Source organism: Streptomyces kurssanovii, from assembly GCF_040677245.1.
Lineage (GTDB): Bacteria > Actinomycetota > Actinomycetes > Streptomycetales > Streptomycetaceae > Streptomyces > Streptomyces kurssanovii.
Window position 1 is genome coordinate 1 of sequence record NZ_JBFAQK010000067.1, and the last position, 15,857, is coordinate 15,857.

16 protein-coding genes and 1 riboswitch are annotated in these 15,857 nt (G+C 72.4%); of the genes, 8 read left to right on the forward strand and 8 right to left on the reverse strand.

Features of this window, described 5'->3' with window-relative positions; genetic code table 11:
* Positions 1-152: 152 nt before the first annotated feature.
* The 3 genes from AB0K36_RS30235 to thiO form a co-directional block, all read right to left on the reverse strand.
* A complete protein-coding gene (locus AB0K36_RS30235; protein ID WP_189475521.1) occupies positions 153-947 on the reverse strand; it encodes a thiazole synthase in 795 nt (264 codons plus the stop codon).
* A 6-nt stretch (positions 948-953) separates the two neighbouring features.
* Positions 954-1,244: a sulfur carrier protein ThiS gene (gene thiS, locus AB0K36_RS30240; protein WP_364600364.1), complete on the reverse strand. Its 291-nt coding sequence runs from the start codon at positions 1,242-1,244 to the stop codon at positions 954-956.
* Positions 1,241-2,404: a glycine oxidase ThiO gene (gene thiO / locus AB0K36_RS30245; protein WP_364600366.1), complete on the reverse strand. Its 1,164-nt coding sequence runs from the start codon at positions 2,402-2,404 to the stop codon at positions 1,241-1,243. Before thiO ends, thiS begins: the two co-directional genes overlap by 4 nt.
* Positions 2,402-2,514: riboswitch (TPP riboswitch) on the reverse strand. Its footprint overlaps the gene before it by 3 nt.
* A gap of 51 nt (positions 2,515-2,565) precedes the next feature.
* On the opposite strand from thiO, the gene AB0K36_RS30250 reads away from it, so the two are divergent.
* The 6 genes from AB0K36_RS30250 to AB0K36_RS30275 all read left to right on the forward strand — a co-directional run bounded on the left by AB0K36_RS30250 (position 2,566) and on the right by AB0K36_RS30275 (position 7,311).
* On the forward strand, positions 2,566-2,907 hold the full coding sequence (locus AB0K36_RS30250) for an avidin-fold protein (protein ID WP_364600368.1): 342 nt from the start codon (positions 2,566-2,568) through the stop codon (positions 2,905-2,907).
* Positions 2,908-2,949: 42 nt separating this feature from the next.
* Positions 2,950-4,215 carry an NAD(P)/FAD-dependent oxidoreductase gene (locus AB0K36_RS30255; RefSeq protein ID WP_435877963.1) on the forward strand — a complete coding sequence of 422 codons (1,266 nt, stop codon included), beginning with the start codon at positions 2,950-2,952 and terminating at the stop codon, positions 4,213-4,215.
* Between the two features lie 44 nt (positions 4,216-4,259).
* Entirely contained in the window at positions 4,260-4,625 is a 366-nt protein-coding gene (locus tag AB0K36_RS30260) for an Rv2175c family DNA-binding protein (RefSeq protein WP_189475512.1), read from the forward strand.
* 84 nt (positions 4,626-4,709) lie between these two features.
* Entirely contained in the window at positions 4,710-5,360 is a 651-nt protein-coding gene (thiE, locus tag AB0K36_RS30265) for a thiamine phosphate synthase (RefSeq protein ID WP_364600370.1), read from the forward strand.
* Positions 5,361-5,471: 111 nt separating this feature from the next.
* Positions 5,472-6,389, forward strand: a complete 918-nt coding sequence (metF, locus tag AB0K36_RS30270; protein WP_364600372.1) for a methylenetetrahydrofolate reductase [NAD(P)H] — start codon at positions 5,472-5,474, stop codon at positions 6,387-6,389.
* 52 nt (positions 6,390-6,441) lie between these two features.
* Positions 6,442-7,311 (forward strand): hypothetical protein, encoded by an 870-nt coding sequence (locus AB0K36_RS30275; protein ID WP_364600374.1) that lies wholly within the window; start codon positions 6,442-6,444, stop codon positions 7,309-7,311.
* Between the two features lie 40 nt (positions 7,312-7,351).
* On the opposite strand, the gene AB0K36_RS30280 is transcribed toward AB0K36_RS30275, so the two are convergent.
* The 5 genes from AB0K36_RS30280 to AB0K36_RS30300 all read right to left on the reverse strand — a co-directional run bounded on the left by AB0K36_RS30280 (position 7,352) and on the right by AB0K36_RS30300 (position 13,766).
* Positions 7,352-8,848 (reverse strand): phytoene desaturase family protein, encoded by a 1,497-nt coding sequence (locus AB0K36_RS30280; RefSeq protein ID WP_364600376.1) that lies wholly within the window; start codon positions 8,846-8,848, stop codon positions 7,352-7,354.
* Positions 8,849-8,970: 122 nt separating this feature from the next.
* Positions 8,971-9,591: a DUF4126 domain-containing protein gene (locus tag AB0K36_RS30285; protein WP_364600378.1), complete on the reverse strand. Its 621-nt coding sequence runs from the start codon at positions 9,589-9,591 to the stop codon at positions 8,971-8,973.
* A gap of 476 nt (positions 9,592-10,067) precedes the next feature.
* Complete coding sequence (locus AB0K36_RS30290) at positions 10,068-10,679, reverse strand: TetR/AcrR family transcriptional regulator (protein WP_159692869.1); 612 nt, start codon at positions 10,677-10,679, stop codon at positions 10,068-10,070.
* Between the two features lie 29 nt (positions 10,680-10,708).
* Positions 10,709-12,796, reverse strand: a complete 2,088-nt coding sequence (locus tag AB0K36_RS30295) for a YhgE/Pip family protein (protein WP_364600380.1) — start codon at positions 12,794-12,796, stop codon at positions 10,709-10,711.
* Positions 12,768-13,766 carry an ATP-binding cassette domain-containing protein gene (locus AB0K36_RS30300; RefSeq protein ID WP_364600382.1) on the reverse strand — a complete coding sequence of 333 codons (999 nt, stop codon included), beginning with the start codon at positions 13,764-13,766 and terminating at the stop codon, positions 12,768-12,770. The genes AB0K36_RS30295 and AB0K36_RS30300 overlap by 29 nt, the downstream gene beginning before the upstream one ends.
* Positions 13,767-13,928: 162 nt before the next feature.
* Between AB0K36_RS30300 and AB0K36_RS30305 the strand changes: the two genes are divergently transcribed.
* Together AB0K36_RS30305 and AB0K36_RS30310 are read left to right on the forward strand one after the other, a co-directional pair.
* Positions 13,929-14,501: an SAV_6107 family HEPN domain-containing protein gene (locus AB0K36_RS30305; RefSeq protein WP_364600384.1), complete on the forward strand. Its 573-nt coding sequence runs from the start codon at positions 13,929-13,931 to the stop codon at positions 14,499-14,501.
* A gap of 502 nt (positions 14,502-15,003) precedes the next feature.
* Positions 15,004-15,720: a class I SAM-dependent methyltransferase gene (locus tag AB0K36_RS30310; RefSeq protein ID WP_435877965.1), complete on the forward strand. Its 717-nt coding sequence runs from the start codon at positions 15,004-15,006 to the stop codon at positions 15,718-15,720.
* Positions 15,721-15,857 lie beyond the last annotated feature (137 nt).

Genomic DNA, 15,857 nt, shown 5'->3' on the forward strand with positions numbered 1-15,857 from the left:
GCGGGGCTGATTTCGCAGAGCGAAATCCAGCCCGCCCGGCGTTTGAGGGCACCGCGCGGAGCGCGGTACGGGTCCGGGCGGAGCCCGGTTTCGGGAAGGGGCGGGGTGGGGAACAAGCCCGCCGCAGGCGCCACGCACCCGCACCCGCCGTCTCAGAACGCCGGCCGCTCCGGGTCCAGCGCTCCCCGCCCCTCGTGCGGCGAGGACGCCACCGCGAAGTGGCGTCGCGGGATCCGGCCCGCGCGGAACGCCAGTCGGCCCGCCTCCACCGCGTGCCGCATCGCCTCCGCCATCAGGACCGGCTCCTGCGCCCGCGTCACCGCCGACGCCAGCATCACCGCCGCGCACCCGAGCTCCATCGCCAGCGCGGCGTCCGACGCGGTGCCGGCGCCCGCGTCCAGGACGACGGGGACGTCCGCCTGTTCGACGATCAGCTGGAAGTTGTGCGGATTGCGGATCCCGAGCCCGGAGCCGATCGGCGAGCCGAGCGGCATGATCGCCGCGCAGCCCACGTCCTGGAGCTTCCGGGCGAGCACCGGATCGTCGTTCGTGTACGGCAGCACGGTGAAGCCGTCGTCGACGAGCGTCTCCGCCGCGTCGAGCAGCTCCACGCCGTCCGGCAGCAGCGTCCGCTCGTCCGCGACGACCTCGAGCTTGATCCAGTCGGTGCCGAGGGCCTCCCGGGCCAGGCGGGCGGTGAGCACCGCCTCGCCGGCGGTGAAGCAGCCGGCGGTGTTCGGCAGGACCTGGATGCCGAGCCGGTCCAGGACGGACAGCACAGACCCCTGGACCGTCGGGTCGAGGCGCCGCATCGCGACGGTCGTCAGTTCCGTGCCGCTCGCGACGAGCGACCTCTCGAGCACGTCGAGGCTGGGCGCCCCGCCGGTGCCCATGATCAGACGGGAGTCGAAGGTGGTCCCTCCGAGCGTGAAACGGTCGTCGGCCATGGCCGTTCAGCCTCCCTGCACTGCGGTGAGAATCTCGACGCGGTCCCCGTCGCCGAGCGGGGTGGCGGCCCATTCGCCGCGCGGGACGACCGCCTCGTTGACGGCGGCGGCGACCCCGGAGGGCGCTGCGGAGAGCGCTGCGACGACGACGTCCAGCGTGGTGCCGGCCGCGATGTCCCGGGCCTCGCCGTTGACGAGGACGCGGATCGTGTCGCCGGCGCCGGCGGCGGCGGGGTCGGCGGCAGGCGAGGCGACAGCGGCGTCGGCGCTGTCGTCGACGTTGACGGAAGGGTTCATGCGGGCTGCTCCTGAAGGACGGACGAGAAGCGGCGTGGTGAGAACGGCCGTGCCACCTCGGGCAGTTCACCGGTCGTCAGCGCGTCGGCCAGCACATCGCCGGTGACCGGCGTCAGCAGCACGCCGTTGCGGTAGTGCCCGGTCGCCAGCAGCAGTCCGGGCAGCTCGGTGAGGCCCAGCAGCGGCGCGTTGTCGGGGGAGCCGGGGCGCAGTCCCGCCCGGGTCTCCACGAGGGGCAGTTCGGTGATCCCCGGCACCAGTTCGTGCGCGTCGCGGAGCAGCTCGTACACCCCGCCCGCGGTGACCGTCGTGTCCCAGCCGAGCTCCTCGCTGGTCGCGCCCACCACCAGCTCGCCGTCCTCGCGTGGCACGAGGTAGACATGGCTGCCGCGGACCACGGCGCGCACCGTGCGCGACAGGAACGGCGCGTAGGGGCGTGGCACGGTCAGTCGCAGGACCTGGCCCTTCACCGGGCGTACGGGCGGGAGCACGTCCTTCGGTACCCCCTCCAGCCGTCCGCTCATGCTGCCGCCGGCCAGGACGACCTGTCCCGCGTACACCTCGGCGCCGTCGGCGAGGACCGCCCCGGTCGCCCGGCCGTCCGTCACGAGCAGTCGCTCCGCCCAGCCGCGGCGGAAGTCGACCCCGGCCCGCTCGCAGGCGGTGATCAGGGCCGCGGTCAGCCGGCGGGGGTCGACCTGGTGGTCGCCGTCGACCCGCAGTCCGCCGCGGACGCCGGGGGCGAGCATCGGCTCGAGACGGCGGCATTCGCGGCCGGTGAGCCACTCGGACGTGAGCCCCGACCGGTGCTGGAGGGCGTGGAGTTCACGCAGATGCGCCCGGTCGTCGGCGTCGAGGGCGACGGCGAGCGTGCCGCAGGAGCGGTAGCCCACCCGCCGGCCGGACGTCTCCTCCAGCTCGGCGACGAAGGCCGGATAGCGGTGCGCGGATTCGAGGTTGAGGCCGAGCAGCGTCTGCTCGCCGTAGTGCAGTTCGGTGACGGCGGCCAGCATCCCGGCGGCGACCTGCGCGGCCCCGCCACCCGGTTCCGGGTCGGCGACGGCGACCCGCAGGCCCCGCTGCGCGGTGCGCCAGGCCGTGACCAGGCCGATGATGCCGCCCCCGATGACGAGGACGTCTGGGCTCGGTGTACGAGACATGGGCGTCCAGCCCCTCCCTTCGCCGGCATGACCCGGATCAGGTTCGTACGGTCGGAGGCCGTCCAGCCTCCCTCTCAGCCCGGTACGTCCGGGCTCCCGCGAGTGCCTTACGGTGGCCACCCTAACCGCACGCCCCGACGCGTTGTAAGGGAGCCGCAGCAGTGGCGAAGTCGCTCGACGGTCTTGTTCTCTCCCCGGTCGCCGACCAGGCCCCGGGCCAGGTCGGCACGCGGACCCGGTTCACGTACCACGAGGAGCAGGGCCGGATCTGGGCCGAATACGAGGGCGGCGACGTGGTCCGCGGCCACCTGGTGGGCACCAGGACCGGTGACCGGCTGGACTTCCGCTACGTGCAGCTCAAGACGAACGGCGGGACCTCGTCCGGCCACTGCCTCTCCACCGTCGTCGATCTGCCGGACGGCCGGGTGCGGCTGGAGGAGAGCTGGCGGTGGGAGTCCCAGGAGGGCAGCGGGACGAGCGTCGTGGAGGAGCTCGCTTCCTGACCGCGCCCTGCTGACCCCCAGTCAGGTACGTAAGGTGTGCGGGTGGACGAACGGCAGCATCAGACGCGGGCGGACGAGGGGCAGCGGACGGCGGCGCGGCGGCGCGTGGTGATCGTCGGCGCCGGCATGGCCGGCGTGCAGACCGCGGTAGCCCTTCGCGAGCAGGGATTCACCGGCACGGTCACCCTGATCGGCGCGGAGCCGCATCAGCCGTACGACAGACCGCCGCTGTCCAAAGCGATCCTGCTCGGCAAGGCGGAGGACTCCGCCTTCGACATCGACTTCGAGGCACTCGGCGTGGAACTGCGCCTGGGCCTCGAGGTGACCCGGGTGCGGACCGGCGCGCACGAGGTCGACACCGTGTCCGGCCCTGTCCCGTACGACGTGCTGGTCCTCGCGACCGGCGCCGAGCCGGTCACCCTGCCCGGCACCGTCGGCGTTCCCGGTGTCCATCTGCTGCGTACGCTCGACGACGCCGCCCGGCTGCGGCCGCTGCTCACCGAGCAGCACGACATCGTCGTGGTCGGCGCCGGCTGGATCGGCGCCGAGTTCGCGACCGCCGCCCGCGAGGCCGGGTGCCGCGTCACCGTCGTCGAGGCCGCGGGCCGCCCGCTCGCCGGGACCATGCCCGCCGAGGTCGCGGCCCCGATGGCCGCCTGGTACGAGCAGCACGGGGCCGAACTGGTCACCGGCGCCCGGGTGGAAGCCGTCGAGCCGGGAGCCGTCGTCCTGGCCGGAGGGCGCAGGATTCCGGCCGGCGCCGTGGTCGTCGGTATCGGCGCCCGCCCCGCCACCTCCCTGCTCGCGGGCTCCGGCATCGAACTCGGCCCGGACGGCGCGGTGGTCGCCGACCGCTATCTGCGTGCCTCCGCTCCCGACGTGTACGCCGTCGGGGACTGCGCCTCCTATCCGTCCGGCCGTTACGGCGAACGGCTGCTCGTCCACCACTGGGACAACGCGCTCCAAGGTCCGCGTACGGTCGCGGCGAACATCGCCGGCGACCAGGAGCCGGAGCCGCGGGCCCTTGAGGCGTACGACCCGGTGCCGTACTTCTGGTCCGAGCAGTTCGGCCGTTTCGTCCAGTACGCGGGCCACCACGGCGCCGCCGACACGCTGCTGTGGCGCGGCAGTCCGGCGGAGGACACCTGGTCGGTGCTGTGGCTGCGCGAGGGCGTCCTGGTGGCCCTGCTGACGGTGGGCAGGCCCAGGGATCTGGCGCAGGGCCGCAAGCTGATCGTGTCCGGGACCGAGCTGGATCCGGCGCGGGCGGCCGACCCTTCCGTACCTCTGAAGGCGGCGGCACGGTAGGTCCTGGCTACCGACTGTCGGCCCTGGATGGCAGGCTTGTCCCCGTGACCGAGATTGACGCAAAGATCGATGCCCTCGTCCCCGCCTGGCTCTACCTGCCGGACATCGCGGAAATGCTCGATGTCGAGGTGACGCGCGTGCGGCAGCTGGTCAAGGACGGCCAGCTGATCGCCGTGCGCCGCGGTGAGAACAGGGCGCTCCAGGTGCCTGCCGCCTTCATCGACGGCAACAAGGTGGTCAAGGGCCTCTCCGGGACCCTGACCCTGCTGAGGGACGACGGCTTCTCCGACGAAGAGATGCTCGAGTGGCTCTTCACCCCCGACCCGACCCTGCCGGGCACGCCTGCCCAGGCGCTCAGCGAGAATCGCGGCACGGAGGTGAAGCGCCGGGCCCAGGCGCTCGCCGTCTGAACCGACGGAAACCATCATCGCCGGCGGACGCACGGCCCGGGCCGTCCGGCCCGTGCGTCCGCCGCCCAACGGGGGGATCGCCTCATGTCCACGGCTCACGCGCTGCTGTCCGACGCCCGGCTCTATCTGTGCACGGACGCCCGTAAGCGGCAGGGCGACCTGCCCGAGTTCCTCGACGCCGTGCTGGCGTCCGGCGTGGACATCGTGCAGCTCCGTGACAAGGGCATGGAGGCCGCGGAGGAGCTGGAGCACCTCCAGGTCTTCGCCGACGCCTGCCGCCGGCACGGCAAGCTCCTCGCGGTGAACGACCGCGCCGACGTGGCGCACGCCATCGGCGCGGACGTGCTGCACCTGGGCCAGGGCGACCTGCCGGTGCCGGCCGCCCGCGCGATCCTCGGGGACGGCGTGCTGATCGGCCGCTCGACGCACAGCGAGTCCGAGGCGGCCGCCGCCGCCGTCGAGCCGGGTGTGGACTACTTCTGCACCGGCCCCTGCTGGCCCACTCCCACCAAGCCCGGACGGCACGCCCCCGGTCTCGGCCTGGTGCGGTACACGGCGGGGCTGGCCGGTGACCGTCCGTGGTTCGCGATCGGCGGTATCGACGCCGCCAATCTGGACGAGGTGCTGGACGCGGGTGCGCGCAGGGTCGTCGTCGTACGGGCGATCACCGAGGCCGGCGATCCGGCCGCGGCCGCCGCCGACCTGGCGAAGCGGGTCAGGGAGCGGACCGCCTGACGGTGACGGTGATCGTCCATCTCTGTCCAAGGGATGGACAAGACACCGGCAAAACCGACATATTTCCCTGATTCGGTTCGAGGATCCCCGCTGTCTGGCTAACCTGCCGGTATGGCCCTCGGTACTGCTTCCACCAGAACGGATCGCGCACGCACGGTGCGCGACATGCTTGCGACGGGCAAGACGTCGTACTCGTTCGAGTTCTGGGCGCCCAAGACGGAAAAGGGCGAGCGGAACCTGTGGAACGCGCTGCGCAGGGTCGAGGCGGTCGCCCCGAACTTCGTCTCCGTGACCTACGGCGCCGGCGGCTCCACCCGCGCCGGCACGGTCAAGGCCACGCAGGAGATCGCCGCGGACACCACCCTCACGCCGGTCGCGCACCTCACCGCGGTCAACCACTCGATCGCCGAACTGCGCAACATGATCGGCCAGTACGCCGACGCGGGCATCCGCAACATCCTCGCCGTGCGCGGCGACCCGCCCGGCGACCCGATGGGCGAGTGGGTCGAGCACCCGGAGGGCGTGCGGTACGCGGCCGACCTGGTCCGGCTCATCAAGGAGTCCGGCGACTTCTGCGTGGGCGTCGCGGCCTTCCCCGAGATGCACCCCCGTTCGAAGGACTGGGACGAGGACACCCGTCACTTCGTGGAGAAGTGCCGAGCCGGCGCCGACTACGCGATCACGCAGATGTTCTTCGTGCCCGAGGACTATCTGCGACTTCGTGACCGGGTCTCCGCGGCAGGTTGCGAAACCCCGATCATTCCCGAGATCATGCCCGTCACCAGCGTCAAGCAGATCGAACGCTTCGCCACGCTCAGCAACGCGCACTTCCCGGCCGAGCTGAAAGAGCGCATCCTCGCGGTCAAGGACGATCCGGCCGCTGTACGCTCCATTGGCATCGAGTTCGCGACGGAGTTCTGCGCGAGGCTGCTCGCCGAGGGTGTCCCGGGGCTGCACTTCATTACGCTCAACAACTCCACCGCGACGCTCGAAATCTACGAGAATCTCGGACTGCACGAGCAGTCGTGACCGGTCGTACCCGCCCCGCCCCGGGGCCGGCGGCCGCAGGAGAGGGGCGGACATGGGCTGGACGGTCCTCTATATCGCGTTCGGCATCGTCGCGCTGTGGCTGCTCGGTGAGGTGCTGCTGCAGTACAAGGCGCGGCTGCGCTGGCGGCTGCTCGCGTTCGGCGGCTTCCTGGGCGTCGTCATAGGCGTGCTGCTGCCCTCCGTGGTGGTGATCGCCCTCGGCGCCATGGCGTTCGCGGTCGGCCAGACCTATGTGACCCTCTCCTTCCGGCGTGGCTTCTCCACCGGCTGGGCCATCGGCGGCAGCCCCGGTGTGAGCAGGCGGCGCCGGTCCGGCGCGGACCGGGAAGCGACGAGGGAGCCCACGCTCGAGGTCACCGACCTCTCGTACGACTCGGCCGAGCAGCCCTACGACATGGCCGGTCCGGCGGCGGACGCCACGGGCCCCGCTGTCTACGAGCCGCAGCCGCTGCCCGACGACACCGGCCAGTACGGCGTCTACACCGAAGCGGCGTACGCCGCCCGGCCCGACGCGGAGCAGGCGGGCACCCGAGACGAGAGCTACGCCGCGCAGGGCTCGGGCTACGGCGCCTACAACGCGTACGACGACCACGGCTACGCGCAGCCGCAGCCGGCGGAAGCGGCGACGTACGCCGGCCAGTACGACTACGGCACCGACAGCCAGCAGTACGCCACGTACTCCGACCCCTATGTGGGCGGCCAGCAGTACAGCACCTACGACACGTACGGCGGCGGCTACGGCGACCAGCAGCAGTACGCCGGTTACGGGCAGCAGGAGGGCTACAGCGAGACCCCGCCCGGCGGCGTGTGGGTGCCGCAGCAGCGTGAGGGCGACCAGCAGGAGCAGCCCCCCGCGTACTACGACAACGGGTACAACGAACAGCAGCAGTACCGCTACTGAGCTTCGGCGGCGGCGGCCGGCCGGGCTCGGCCGCGGCCGTTCAGCGGGAGCCGCGGAAGTCCGCGCCCTCGACGACGAGCCCGGCCACCAGCGCACCGGACATGCCCGAGTGGGCCAGCCCGCCCCCGGGATGTGCCCAGCCCCCGGCGAGATACAGACCCTCCAGGGGGCAGGTGTTCCTCGCCGGCAGGAACGCGCCGGACGACCCCGCGAGCGCCGGGGCCGGGACCGCGGCGGAAGCCGTGTCGCGGCGGGTGTCCTCCGGAGTGCGCACCACGCGCCACAGGATCCGCTCACGCAGCCCGGGGACAGCGGCCTCCGCCGCCGCCACCATCCTGTCGGCGGCCCCGTCCGCGATATCCGTCCACCTCTGCCCACCGGCCGGTTCGGCCGCCACCGTGGACGTCAGCGTCACCGTCTCGTGGTCGTCGTCCGGCCGCAGCAGCGGGTCGTCCGGCCGCGTCACGACCACGGTGGGCCGCGGGCCGGTCCGACCGGAGCGGATCGCGTCCCACTCCGCCGCCAGGTCCGGGGCGTGCACCGTGGTGCGGTGCACGGTGCCGGGCGGCCGGCCGCCGCGCAGCGCGAGATGGACGGTCAGCCGGCCGGTGCCCGGCCGCGACCGTGCGGGCTGTCGGTCGTCGGGACGGGCCCACGTCACGACGCGGTTCTCGAACAGCGACGGCACCGGGGCCCCGGAGACCACCATGTCCGCCTCCACCGGCCCGCCCCGGTCCAGTTCCAGGCCGACGGCGCGGCCGTCCTTCTCCAGCACGCCGGTCACGGTGGCTTCGAAGACGAACTCCACCTTCCTGGCCACGCAGCGCTCGTACACCGCGTCGGCGAGGGCGCGCAGGCCGCCCTTGACGTACCAGGAGCCGAAGGTCTGCTCCATGTACGGCAGCACCGCGGCGGACGGGGGCGCGCTGTGGGGGTCGAGGCCGTACGCCACGGCGTGGCTGTCGAGCAGTGCGGCGAGGCGCGGGTCGCGCAGCTCGCGCGTGCCGATCTCCGCGAGCGTGCGGGCGGGACGCCGCAACAGGCCCTGCCGCAACGCCGGGTAGGGGTCCTTCGACAGGAAGGCGGTGTCCGCGGGCAGCGGCTCCTCCAGCAGTGGACGGCGTGAGCGTTCCCAGGCGTCCCGGGCGCGATTGAGGAACTCGCCCCAGCGTTCGCCGGAACCGGGCCCGAGCGCCGCTTCGAGCGCGGCGAGGGTGCCGGCTCTCGACGCGTTGGGGAGGCTGACGTCCGTACCGTCGGCGAAGACGTGCCGGCTCGCCGGGTCCACCTGCGTCAGCTCGACGCACTTCTCCAGCGGTTCCTTGCCGGTCTTGACGAACAGGTCCCGCCAGACCGCCGGGAGGTGAAGCAGACCGGGCCCGGTGTCGAAGGCGAAGCCGTCGCGCTCGAAGCGGCCCACCGAGCCGCCGTGGGTCGCCAGACGCTCGTACACCGTCACCCGGTGGCCTGCCACGGCCAGCCGGGCGGCAGCCGCCATCGCGCCCATCCCGGCGCCGATCACCGCAATCCGTGCCATGACCGCGACTTTATTACCCGCGACCACCGGATTCGTGGCCGGGTGCGCGCACGGCCGGGCTGCGCTCGCTCACCCGACCACCGGTTTCGCGGCCGGTGTGCGCACGGCCCGGCTGCGCTCGCTCACCAGTCCGGCGCTCGGTGGGCGCCCACCGCGCCTGTCCGCTTCTCCTCCCGGCGCTGCGCCCTGCGCCGCAGGAACCGGCGGATCCTCGAGGCCAGGAAGAGCACCGTGACGATGCCCAGTACGAGAAGCGTGCCGGCGATGACGGCGGCGGCCACCGGATTGAAGACCGCGAAGGAGATGATCCCGGCGACCCCGAGGTCTTCCGCGACGCTCACGGCGATGTTGCTGAACGGCTCAGGCGAGGTGTTGATCGCCATCCGGGTCCCCGCCTTGACCAGATGACTGATCAGCGCGGTCGAGCCGCCCACGGCTCCCGCCGCGAGCTCCGGCAGCGAACCGCTCTCACCCGCCAGCAGCGCGGCGACCACGGCCCCCGCCACGGGCCGGATCACGGTGTGGACCGAGTCCCATATCGAGTCGACGTACGGAACCTTGTCCGCCACCGCCTCGCACAGGAAGAACACCCCGGCGGCGATCAGGACATCGGGGCGCTGGAGCGCCTGCGGCACCTGGTCGGAGACGCCGGTCGCGCCGAGCACGCCGAACATCAGGACCACCGCGTAGGCGTTGATCCCGCTGGCCCAGCCACTGGTGAAGACGAGAGGGAGTACGGACACGGACGCGATCGTAACCACCCGGCGGCGGCCGCGGGTGGGGTTGAGCGCGGAGTGCTGAGTATCCGTACCTAGCCGCCGAGATGAGTATCCGCGCGGATGGGGCCGGGCCTGCCCGGACGGAAGAGTGGGGACCACGGAAGGGGCGCGGCACCGGCACCGACGACACGGGGCGGCGGAACGGTGCGGCTCCCCTGACGGAACGGGGGTTGCAGGACGGAGGGCCCACGACCACGGGGGACAACGGGGGTCGGGCTCTCCGGACCACGGGGGTTGCAGGACGGAGGGCCCACGACCACCGGGGACAACGGGGGTCGGGCTCTCCGGACCACGGGGGTGGGGGAACGGGGAAACGCGAACGCCGGGCGGCTGGACGACCAGCCGGCCGGCGTTTCGTTGTCCGCGCTCCCGGTGCCGGGAATTTTCGCGTGGCTCCATGGGGCCTTCGTGGCGCCTGCTGTGGGCCGCGCGGGTCGGACTCAGTCCCGGCGGCCGCTCACCCGGCCGTGCAGCAGCAGCGAGAGCGCCCCGTGGACGTCGTCGAGCGACCGCTCCCGCTGGAACGCCTGCCAGTCCAGTGCCGCCACCAGCACCATGCCGACCAGCGCGGCGGCCGTGAGCGGAATGTCGACCTCCTCGCTCAGCTCGCCCGCTTCCACACCCTCGCGCAGGACCGTCTCCACGACGGCCACCGCCTGCTGTCGCACCACCAGGAGCGTGGACTGCCAGGCCCGGTTGGTGCGCCACAGCTCGGCCACGTACAGCTGGGTGAAGGCCGGATAGCGGTCGATGAACACCAGACCGGCCCTGATCATGGCGTCCAGCGCCTCGACCTTGGAGCCGCCGCGCTCGGCCGTACGGTCGGCGGCCTCCTGAAGCGAAGCCGTGAGGAGGCCGACGCCGAAGCGCAGCAGCTCCTCGAAGAGTTCGGTCTTGCTCTTGAAGTTGTAGTAGACCGTGCCCTTGGCGACCCCGGCGCGCTCGGCGATCTCGTCGACCGTGGTGGCCGAGAAGCCCTGCTCCGCGATGAGCGTCACGGCGGCCTCGTAGAGCTTCGCGCGCGTCGCCCGGCGTCTGCTGCTGCTGTCCATGACACCGATTCTCACAGGTCCGGGCGCGGTCACAGACTCAGCTCCGGGTGAAGTCGGTCCAGCGTCCAGACCTGTTTGCGCCGGGCCGAGAGGGCGGTCAGGGCCAGCGCACCGGCCGAAAAGGCCAGCAGCACCGCACACGCCTGCCACACCGGACCGAGTCCGCCGCCCGTGATGAGCCTGCGCAGCGCCTCGACGACGTAGGTCATCGGCAGGAACGGGTGGATCGCGTTGAAGAAGCCGGGACTCGTCTGGACCGGATAAGTGCCCCCCGCCGACGTCAGCTGGAGCATCAGGACCGCGAGGACCAGGATCCGGCCCGCGGCGCCGAAGCGGGCGTTGAGCCACTGGATGATCGCCGCGAAGCAGCAGGTGACCAGGGCGAGGAAGCCGACGGTGCCCGCCGCGTGGGCCGTCTTCAGCCCGAGACCCCAGTGCAGGACGGACATCAGTGCCCCGACCTGGAGCAGCCCGATCGCCGCCACCGGGAGCAGACCCGCCAGGGCGATCCGCCAGGCGGACGCCCCGGTGGACAGAGCCCGGCGGTTGAGCGGCTGAATGATCATGTAGGCGACCATCGCACCGACCCAGAGGGAGAGCGGGATGAAGTACGGGGCGAATCCGGTGCCGTAATTGGGCGCCGAGTGGAGGGACTTGCCGGCCAGCCGGACCGGGTCGGCCATGACCTCGGTGCGGCGGTCACGGTCCTTCTTGTCGTAGTCCGGGATCTTGTGGACGCCGTCGTTGAGCCCGACCGCCAGCTCCGTGGAGCCGTCGGCGAGCCGGAACAGCCCGCCGTCCAGCTCGCCCGCGCCCTTCTTGAGGTCGCCGACACCCGAATCGAGGTCGGTGGACCCCTTCTTGGCGGTGGTGAGACCGGTGTGCAGCCGGTTCGCTCCCTTGGCGACCTTGTGGGCGGCCGTGTTGAGCTCGTTGATCTTGCCGACGGCGTACTCCAGGTTCTCGTCCAGCTTCGGAGCACGACGGGCCAGGTCGTCGGCCTTCTTCTCGAGGTCGGTGAGGTGCTTCTTCAGTGTCTTGAGTTCGCCGTTGCTGTTGCCGATCAACACATTGAGGTCGTCGGCGATCTTGGCGACGTCCGCCGCGGTGTCCTTGGCGCGCTTGAGCTCGGGGCACGCCTTCGGGTCGGGGAGCAGCGCCTGTTCGCACTGCGCCCGGTGGATCTCGTTCAGCGCGTCGGCGGCCCTGTGGGCGCGGAGCGCGGCGCCGGGCGCCCGTTCGGTCAGGAGGCCGAGATTGCGCTGGACGGCCCGTGACGAGTCGGACACCAGCCGGGCGGTGTCACCGATCGACTTCCCGTTGTCCTTCAGGTACGGGCGCGCCTTGTCGGCATAGCCGTTGACCTTGTCGGCGAGCACCTGCGTGCCGTCGGCGACCTGACGGGAGCCGTTCTCCAGATCGCCGGCGCCCTTGTGGAGTTTCGTGATGCCTCCGGCGAGCTTGCCGCTGCCGTCCTTCGCGTCCTTCAGCCCGTCCGCGAGGTCCTCCGAGCCCTTCTTGGCCTTCCCCACCCCGCTCTTCAGCTTGTCGGCGCCCTTCGCCGCCTTCTCCGTCGCCTCGTGGATGTCGGAGAAGTTGATGAAGATGCGGTCGAGGAACGACCGGGAGGCGTCGGTCGACGCGGCGGTGCGCACCTCGGAGAAGACCGTCCGCGAGATCTGCCCGACGATGTAGTTGTTCGCGTCGTTCGTGCGGACCTGGAGGGCACCGGTCTCGGGGGAGTCGCCCGAACTGGACGCGATGCGCCGGCTGAAGTCCTCCGGCATGGTCAGCGACAGGTAGTACGTGCCGTCCTCGACACCCTTGCGGGCCTGGGCGTCGTCGACCTCGTGCCACTCGAAGACGTCGCTGTCGAGCAGGCCCTTGGTGATCTCGTCACCGGCGGTGATCCTCTTGCCGGACGCGGTGGCGCCCTTGTCGTCGTTGACGAGGGCGACGGGAATCCTGTCGAGCCTGCCGTACGGGTCCCAGAAGGACCACAGGTACAGGGCGCCGTAGAGCAGCGGCAGCAGCATGACCGCGACGATCGCGGCGGCAGGCAGTTTTCCCCGCCCGAAGCGCTTCAGCTCAAGCGCGGCCAGTTTCGGCGATCGCATCGGCCGCCCCCTCCTCGTCGGTGTCCACGTCGTTGTCCTTGCCGGTGCCGGTGCCGGTGCCGGTGCCGCTGCCGATTTCGGTCTTGGTGCCGACCTCGTGGCCGGTGTCCTTGCCGGTCTCTTCGGCCGGACTTCCGGCGGGGCTCTCGTCGTCGTAGGCGGCGCTGCCCTCGGCGGCGCTCTCGCCGGTGGCACCGGCGTCGTTGCCGCCGTCTTCGCCGTCTTCGCCGTCTTCGCCGTCCGAGTCGGTCCCGGTGGGCCGGGTGCGTACGACGACGGCGTCCTCCGGTGCCTCGCTGCACACCGCGACCACGGTCGTCCCGCTGTCAGCGACGGAGCGCAACAGGTCCCAGGCCGCCGCCCGTTCGGTGTCGGAGAGCTTGAGGCCCACATCGTCGACCGCGAGCAGCCGGGGGCCGCCGATCAGCGCCAGGGCCACGGAGAGTCGCAGTTCCTCGAGCCGCTCGAGGTCGCGAACGGCCGTGCGTTCCCGCTTGGGCAGCGTCGCGAGATCGAGTCCGGCGGCTGCCAGCGCCTTCTCGACACGCTCGGCCGCGGCGGCCGTCCGCTCCGCACGCGGCCGGAACAGAGCCCGGAACGAACCGTCGAACCGTCGCTGCAGCAGGGCCCGTTCGCGCAGGTGCTCCGCCACGGTGAGCGCGGGGTCGAGATCGCTGACCCCCGGCACCGGACCGAGCGCGCTGATCCGGCGCACCGCGGCCATCCTGCGCGGCAGTTGCAGGCCGGCGACCTCCGCCCGGCCGTCCGTGGGGCGCATCCGTCCGGTCAGAGCGAGCAGCAGGCAGGTGCGTCCGGAGCCCGACGGGCCCTCGATCGCGACGAGCGCGCCCGGCTCCGCGTCGATGTCCACCGAGCGGAAGGCCCAGCCGCGCGGGCCTCTCAACCCGAAGTCCTCGGTGCTCATGGCCGCGCCCCGCGGGCTGTCCACCTGCCCCACCCCGATCCCCATCCAGCGTCCCTCCGCCATTTTTTGGACTGACTAGTCAGTCCAAAAACTACCCCCGAACCCTTGATCGAGGCAAAAGGGCAGGTCAGGGCCGATTGTCAGTGGGTGCCTCCACGATGGACACATACGGCCACAGCGCCGTCACACGACGACAGGAGGCTCGTCATGGCCAGCTACTCAGCAGCCGCCGCTCACCGGCGCCGCGCCACCGGCCCTGCCCCCTCATCGACCGGCCCGGCACACGACGTGCACCCCGTCCTGCGCCGGTCCTCCGCGCCGCCCGCCGCCCTCGATCTGCTCGCCCAGGCCCGCAGCGGACTCGACGAGGCCGCGACCCTGGACCAGCCGAACGAGCGGTACGCCACGGCACATCTGGCCGCTCTGCGCACGGCCGCCGCGGTGCTCGCCGCCCGCGGCCGCCCCGAGACCGGCGCGCGGCGCAGGCAGCGCATCCGCAGCGCCTGGGAGGTGCTGCCGGAGATAGCGCCGGAGCTGTCCGAATGGAGCCTGCTCTTTGCCTCCGGCGCCGAGCGCCGGGCCCGCGCAGAGGCGGGCATACGGGGTGCGGCCAGCCATCGCGACGCCGACGACCTTCTCAGGGACGCGGCCATGTTCCTGCGCCTGGTGGAGCGCCTGCTGGTGCTTCAGCCGGCCCTGCCCCGGCCCAGGGTGTCGCAGCCGGATCAGGAAACGCCCGGGGACGGGGCGGCGACGCGGCGCGGGGACGTCGCCGGCTGAGCGGCGAGCAAGGAGGGCGGGAGGGGGCGGCCGGTGCGGGCCGGCCGGGACCGGCTGGGGGTGTCCTGAGGGCCGGTGGGATCGGGACGGGGCTGGCAGGGACCGGCTTGGGGGGCGGCCGGGGGAGCGCTGGGGGATCGGGCCGGGGCCCGCAGGGGCCGGTCACGGCGCCGGGCGGCGCCGGGCGGCGCCGGGCGGGGCGGGCACTGGCCGGCCGGGACCGGTGGGGGATCGGGACGGGGGCGGCCGGGGGACCGGTGGGGGATCCGTGCGGGGGCCGTAGGACCGGCCACGGGGCGGGGCCGGGGAGGGGTGCCGTAGAGGGAAGGCGGGAGTCGGGATGCCTCGGGATGAGACGGAACGTCGGCCCGCACGGCAGAGGCAATAGGGTGGGAGCAGGCCAACCAGCACATCGCCCGAGGAGCCAACTGCCGTGTCGGAACCGTCCCCCACCGGTGGGGAGACCCCACCGCGCCCCTCTCGCGCCTCTCTCCGTACCGCCGTGGTCTGGGAGGTCCTCAGGGACGCCTTGGACCGCCGGGTCAAGGCGACCGGGACGGACTCGCTGGACATCCTCGACACCGGCGGCGGCACCGGGAACTTCGCCGTGCCCGCCGCAGAGCTCGGCCACCGGGTCACCGTCGTCGACCCCAGCCCGAACGCTCTCTTCGCGCTCGAGCGCCGGGCGGCCGAGGCCGGGGTCGCCGAGCGGGTGCGCGGCGTCCAGGGCGACATCCACGGCCTCTTCGACGTGGTCGAGCGCGGCGGCTACGACGCCGTCCTCTGCCACGGCGTCCTCGAATACGTCGACGACCCGGCCGAGGGCGTGCGCAACGCGGTGGAGGCCCTCAGGCCCGCCGGAGCGCTCAGCCTGCTCGCCGCCGGGCTGGGCGGCGCCGTCCTCGCCCGCGCCCTCGCAGGGCACTTCAGCGAGGCCCGCCAGGCGCTGAGCGACCCCGACGGGCGCTGGGGCACGGGCGACCCGGTGCCCCGCCGCTTCACGGCCGAGCAGCTCACGGAGCTCGTCGCACAGGCCGGTGTCGAGGTCGGCGCCGTGCACGGAGTGCGGGTCTTCGCCGACCTCGTTCCCGGCGTACTCGTGGACACCGAACCGGGTGCGCTGGACGCGCTGCTGAAGCTGGAAGCCGCCGCCGCCGAACTGCCGGCCTTCCACTCCGTCGCGACCCAGCTGCACGTCCTGGGCGAGAAGCGCGGCTGATCAGCGGCGCAGCCGCAGATGGAGTACGCCACAGACCCTCCGTCGCCGGGCTTCGCACCGTATGATCGGGGGACACCATCCGGCATGACTGATCGGAGGTTGGGGAATCTACGCCTCAGCACCCCGATCGGGCATGG

Bases quoted from the DNA above. Each gene is read 5' to 3' on its own strand.
- AB0K36_RS30235 (WP_189475521.1), bottom strand. From the start codon at position 947: ATGGCCGACGACCGTTTCACGCTCGGAGGGACCACCTTCGACTCCCGT.
- thiS (WP_364600364.1), bottom strand. From the start codon at position 1,244: ATGAACCCTTCCGTCAACGTCGACGACAGCGCCGACGCCGCTGTCGCC.
- thiO (WP_364600366.1), bottom strand. From the start codon at position 2,404: ATGTCTCGTACACCGAGCCCAGACGTCCTCGTCATCGGGGGCGGCATC.
- thiE (WP_364600370.1), top strand. From the start codon at position 4,710: ATGTCCACGGCTCACGCGCTGCTGTCCGACGCCCGGCTCTATCTGTGC.
- metF (WP_364600372.1), top strand. From the start codon at position 5,472: ATGGCCCTCGGTACTGCTTCCACCAGAACGGATCGCGCACGCACGGTG.
- AB0K36_RS30275 (WP_364600374.1), top strand. From the start codon at position 6,442: ATGGGCTGGACGGTCCTCTATATCGCGTTCGGCATCGTCGCGCTGTGG.
- AB0K36_RS30280 (WP_364600376.1), bottom strand. From the start codon at position 8,848: ATGGCACGGATTGCGGTGATCGGCGCCGGGATGGGCGCGATGGCGGCT.
- AB0K36_RS30290 (WP_159692869.1), bottom strand. From the start codon at position 10,679: ATGGACAGCAGCAGCAGACGCCGGGCGACGCGCGCGAAGCTCTACGAG.
- AB0K36_RS30295 (WP_364600380.1), bottom strand. From the start codon at position 12,796: ATGCGATCGCCGAAACTGGCCGCGCTTGAGCTGAAGCGCTTCGGGCGG.
- AB0K36_RS30300 (WP_364600382.1), bottom strand. From the start codon at position 13,766: ATGGGGATCGGGGTGGGGCAGGTGGACAGCCCGCGGGGCGCGGCCATG.
- AB0K36_RS30305 (WP_364600384.1), top strand. From the start codon at position 13,929: ATGGCCAGCTACTCAGCAGCCGCCGCTCACCGGCGCCGCGCCACCGGC.